This window comes from bacterium (assembly GCA_009926305.1).
GTDB lineage: Bacteria > Bdellovibrionota_C > UBA2361 > UBA2361 > RFPC01 > RFPC01.
Genome location: RFPC01000130.1, coordinates 1 through 4,210, shown reverse-complemented (window position 1 = coordinate 4,210; position 4,210 = coordinate 1). Strand labels below are relative to the sequence as shown.

Annotated in this window: 4 protein-coding genes and 1 tRNA gene; 2 read left to right on the top strand and 3 right to left on the bottom strand. The window is 46.9% G+C overall.

Annotated features, from left to right (window positions below; genetic code table 11):
• Positions 1–56 precede the first annotated feature (56 nt).
• Both EBR25_12620 and EBR25_12615 read left to right on the top strand, forming a co-directional pair.
• Positions 57–896 (top strand): DUF3592 domain-containing protein, encoded by an 840-nt coding sequence (locus tag EBR25_12620; protein ID NBW41827.1) that lies wholly within the window; start codon positions 57–59, stop codon positions 894–896.
• A gap of 261 nt (positions 897–1,157) precedes the next feature.
• On the top strand, positions 1,158–2,048 hold the full coding sequence (locus tag EBR25_12615) for a hypothetical protein (protein ID NBW41826.1): 891 nt from the start codon (positions 1,158–1,160) through the stop codon (positions 2,046–2,048).
• A 358-nt stretch (positions 2,049–2,406) separates the two neighbouring features.
• On the opposite strand, the gene EBR25_12610 is transcribed toward EBR25_12615, so the two are convergent.
• From EBR25_12610 to EBR25_12600, 3 genes are all read right to left on the bottom strand, one after another.
• A tRNA-Leu gene (locus EBR25_12610) sits at positions 2,407–2,490 on the bottom strand.
• A 218-nt stretch (positions 2,491–2,708) separates the two neighbouring features.
• Positions 2,709–3,749 (bottom strand): hypothetical protein, encoded by a 1,041-nt coding sequence (locus EBR25_12605; protein NBW41825.1) that lies wholly within the window; start codon positions 3,747–3,749, stop codon positions 2,709–2,711.
• A partial coding sequence (locus tag EBR25_12600; protein NBW41824.1) for an aspartate--tRNA ligase occupies positions 3,749–4,210 on the bottom strand: 462 nt, incomplete at its 5' end. The genes EBR25_12600 and EBR25_12605, both read right to left, overlap by 1 nt.

Sequence of the window (4,210 nt, the reverse complement as noted above, 5' to 3'; positions counted from 1 at the left end):
CATCGTACTTCTGATTCGTCAGCAAAAAATAGCGCCTCTTTACTTACGGGGAAATCATGGCCGCTTTTTACACCCATTCACGTAATCGCCACCTACCAAGTATTGTTAAACTTGGCTGCATTTTTGGCGGCTCTACTGCAGCAATGGGCTGGATATTTTTCGGGTTTTTAAGTTTGACGTTATTGAAAGTCATCCCTGAGATAGATTTTTATTCTCTCTCTGGAGAGAAAATTATGGAGCGCGTCACTGGTACTATAGTTAGCTCAGAAGAAACCAATCTACGGGAAAACGACTCACCAGTTATCCAATATCTCTTCCACTTCACCTACAACGGAGAAAACTATGAGGGAGTATCATATGGCGCAGAGCCGCCTTCTCAGGAAAACCTAATAGTCCTCGTTCCGAGAGATGACCCAGAATACGCAGTGCTCTATGGTTATCGACGAACACTCCTATCGGTGCATCATGCCTTTCTGATTGGTCTTCCTCTTTTCGGACTCTTCTTCATTCGGAAAAGCATACTGCGAGGACTCCATGCAATAAAACTACTGAGGGATGGCCAACTTGCCGAGGGAACATTTCTCCATAAAGAATACTTATGGCCTGACCGCAACCAGACTCCAAATTTTCGCGTCTATTTTGAATTCAAGACCGTCAACGGACAGAAACAGACCATTTCTGAAAAAACGCGGGCAATAAAAAAGCTCAAACAAGATGAGAAACAACTCATACTTTACAGCCCAGATAATCCCAGCGATGGAATGCTTGTTGCTCTGCTGCCAGGTAGCCCAAAAATGACTGATGGTCAGAAAGTGGAAGGCTCTCTCTACAGTGCCCTCTCTCTCACATGGCCAATACTGTCTGTTTTGTTAAATGGTGCACCGTGGTTGATTTGAAATACGATTTCGTCAACTCCGCTCTTGAGAGCTAATCTCTCATCAATCTCAAGTCCCTTCCCACCTCGAGCTATGTCACACCTCTACTCAGTCGATTATGAATACTCTCAAGAAAATGAGAACACTCACCCCGAAAATATAGCATAACACCGTTAACACTGCGCAAATTTAAGCTCATCATTGCCGATAAGATTGTCGAATTAACCATCGTACTTCTGATTCGTCAGCAAAAAATAGCGCCTCTTTACTTACGGGGAAATCATGGCCGCTTTTTACACCCATTCACCTAATCGCTACCTACCAAGTATTGTTAAATTCAGCTGCATTTTTGGCGGTTATTTTTCTCAGGTAGGGATGATATTATTTTGTAGCGGTCTGTTGCTTTCATTTTTGTGGGTGAACCAAATAGATTCTTCTTCCCTGCATGAGCAGATAATCACAGAGAAAGTCCCTGGTGTTATTGCTAGCGCTAAAAAAACAAATTTTTCTAGCAATAACTCAGTCATTTATGAACACCTCTTTGAGTTCACCTATAACGGATTGGTATATGAGGGGGTCTCGTATGCTTCGGAGCCGCTTACAAATGAGAATGTAACTGTGCTCGTCCCTATAGACGAACCAGAGTATGCAATAGTCGAGGGTCATCGCAGGAAGCCTCTGCCCCTAACCCAATCAGTCTTGTTATTCCCCCTCCTTCCGCCACTCCTAGGTCTCATCTTTGTTCTTTGCGGACTACCTCGTGCACGCCGTTCAATGAAACTACTAGCGCACGGACAAGTTGCCGAGGGAACGTTCCTCCGTAAAGAATTAACACTATTCACTTTAATAAGCGGTAGACGCGGTGGAACCGGTAATGGCCGTGTGTATTGTGTCTATTTTGAATTCAAGACCCTAGACGGTCAGACTATGATCATTTCTAAATACACATCCTTACATCAAATGTTCGAAGAGGGGGATAAAGTCCTCATACTCTACAAGCCAGATAACCCCTGGGACGCATTGCCTACTGCTCTGATACCAGGTTGCCCGAAAATTACTGACGATCAAAAAGTGGAGATCAGCCGATCCGGCACTTTATGGCTCGCATGGCCGATACTGTTCAGTTCTACAATTGGTGTTTACATGTTCTTGATAATGGAGCTAAGTGGCTAAATCTCGCCTTAAGAGACCCACTTTAAGTCCCATCGAGTCTAAAAACATGCCATTAAGGCATGTTTTCTCTACGACTCGACTACCTATTCCACCACCACTGATTTGATTTCGAATCGCTCAAAACATAATTGCGATCGTACATGTAAAATGATAACGCCCCTTTCAGGGGCAAGCGCCTTTGCTCAAGCAATACGCTGGGGTAGAAATTATGCCTAGGGCCGGAATCCCAATTTGCTTGCAAATTGCATCGAAACTGCCTTTTCCCTCCGGCGGGGCTGCCGGTTCGATCCCGGCCTGAGATAACGCCCCTCTCAGGGGCAAGCGCCTTTGCTCAAGCAAAGCGCTGGGGTAGAAATTATGCCTAGGGCCGGAATCGAACCGGCACGGTATTGCTACCGAGGGATTTTAAGTCCCTTGTGTCTACCTATTCCACCACCCAGGCACATTGCTAAGCTCTACTTCTAGCACAACTTAGCGATACACCGCAGTTACAAGGGACAGCATCTTCTTTTTCAGTCCCCTCGTCGGCGAAAACACTTCGTGTTTTCTTCTCCCGACGACTACCTATTCCACCACGGAGGGCCGAAAGGAGAGCTCAAATACTCCCAAGATTCGATGGTTCGCTCAAGTCATAATGAGGAGTTTCTTGAATTTTTTCAGCTAGTCTTTCTTTAATTCAAGCTCAGGCGGAAGCTCAACTCGAATATGAACATCTTGTAGCGCTTGAGCCGTTACCTTTGATGGCGCACCCATGAGGAGATCCTCTCCCCCCTGCGCTAACGGAAACATAATCACCTCGCGAATCGTCTCCTCGCCACATAACAACATCACGATCCGCTCTACCCCATGCGCAAAGCCTCCATGCGGTGGCGCTCCATAACGAAACGCTCGGATCATCCCGCCAAACTCCCTGTCCACATCCTCCTTCGAGTAACCAACATTCTCAAACGCTCGATACATAATCTCTGGATTGTGGTTCCGAATCGCTCCACTCCCAAACTCATACCCATTACACACCAAGTCATACTGGTTCGCCTTCACATCCAACGGATGTAACGTCTCTAACGCCTCAAGCCCACCCTGAGGCATAGAGAATGGATTGTGCCCAAACTCTACCTTGCCAGTCTGCTCGTCTAACTCATACAACGGATAATCCGTAATCCAACAAAATCGGTACGCCCCCTCCTCTAGTAAAGAGTAATCCTGCCCTAGTTTGTCTCGTAACCGTCCCAATCCCTTAAGCACTTGCGACTCAGGACCTGCGGCAAAGAACACACTCGTTGTTGAGGTAATACCAAGATACTCCCGAAGACGCTCTAACTCCTCCGGCTCAAAGAACTTCACGATGGAACCCTTCGGCTCGCCATTCCCTTCCGCATAATCAAAAGATAAATACGCAAGCCCCTGCCCCGTCATCTTCTTGAAATACTCTACCGTGTCATCAAAGTACTTTCTTGGTGGCACCTTATCTAACGCAACCGGAATAGCCCGCACAGTGCCGTTTGCTTCAATAGCGGAACGAAAGACCTTAAACGAAGTCTCTTTGAAAACTTCTGACACATCCTGTATCTCTAACGGATTCCGCAGGTCCGGTTTATCAGACCCATACTTCGCCATGACCTCAGCATACGGGATACGCGGGAAAGGTAGTTCCGTCACAACTTCACCCTCCTGCTTGTGCCTTTCAAACAAACGAGACATCAACGCTTCATTCGCTTCTGCTCCACAAAAGACATCTCAATGTCTATCTGATAGAACTCCCCAGGCGAACGATCAGCCCGAGCATCCTCATCCCGAAAACACGGTGCAATCTGAAAATACCGATCAAACCCAGATATCATAATTAACTGTTTGAACTGTTGCGGAGCTTGCGGAAGCGCATAGAACTTCCCCGGATGCCGTCGTGAAGGCACGAGGAAGTCACGTGCTCCCTCAGGAGAGCTACTCGTAAGAATCGGGGTGTGGTATTCTCGGAATCCGAGATCATGCATGATGTCCCTGATGCTTCGAATAATCTCACACCTCTTAACAATATTGTCGTGAAGCTTCTCTCGTCGCAACTCAAGGAAACGCTGCTGAAGACGCATAGCCTCTGGCGCATTATCATCTTCCGCTACTTGAAACGGAAGAACCTCCGAATGGCCCTGCACGGTGTATGCTTC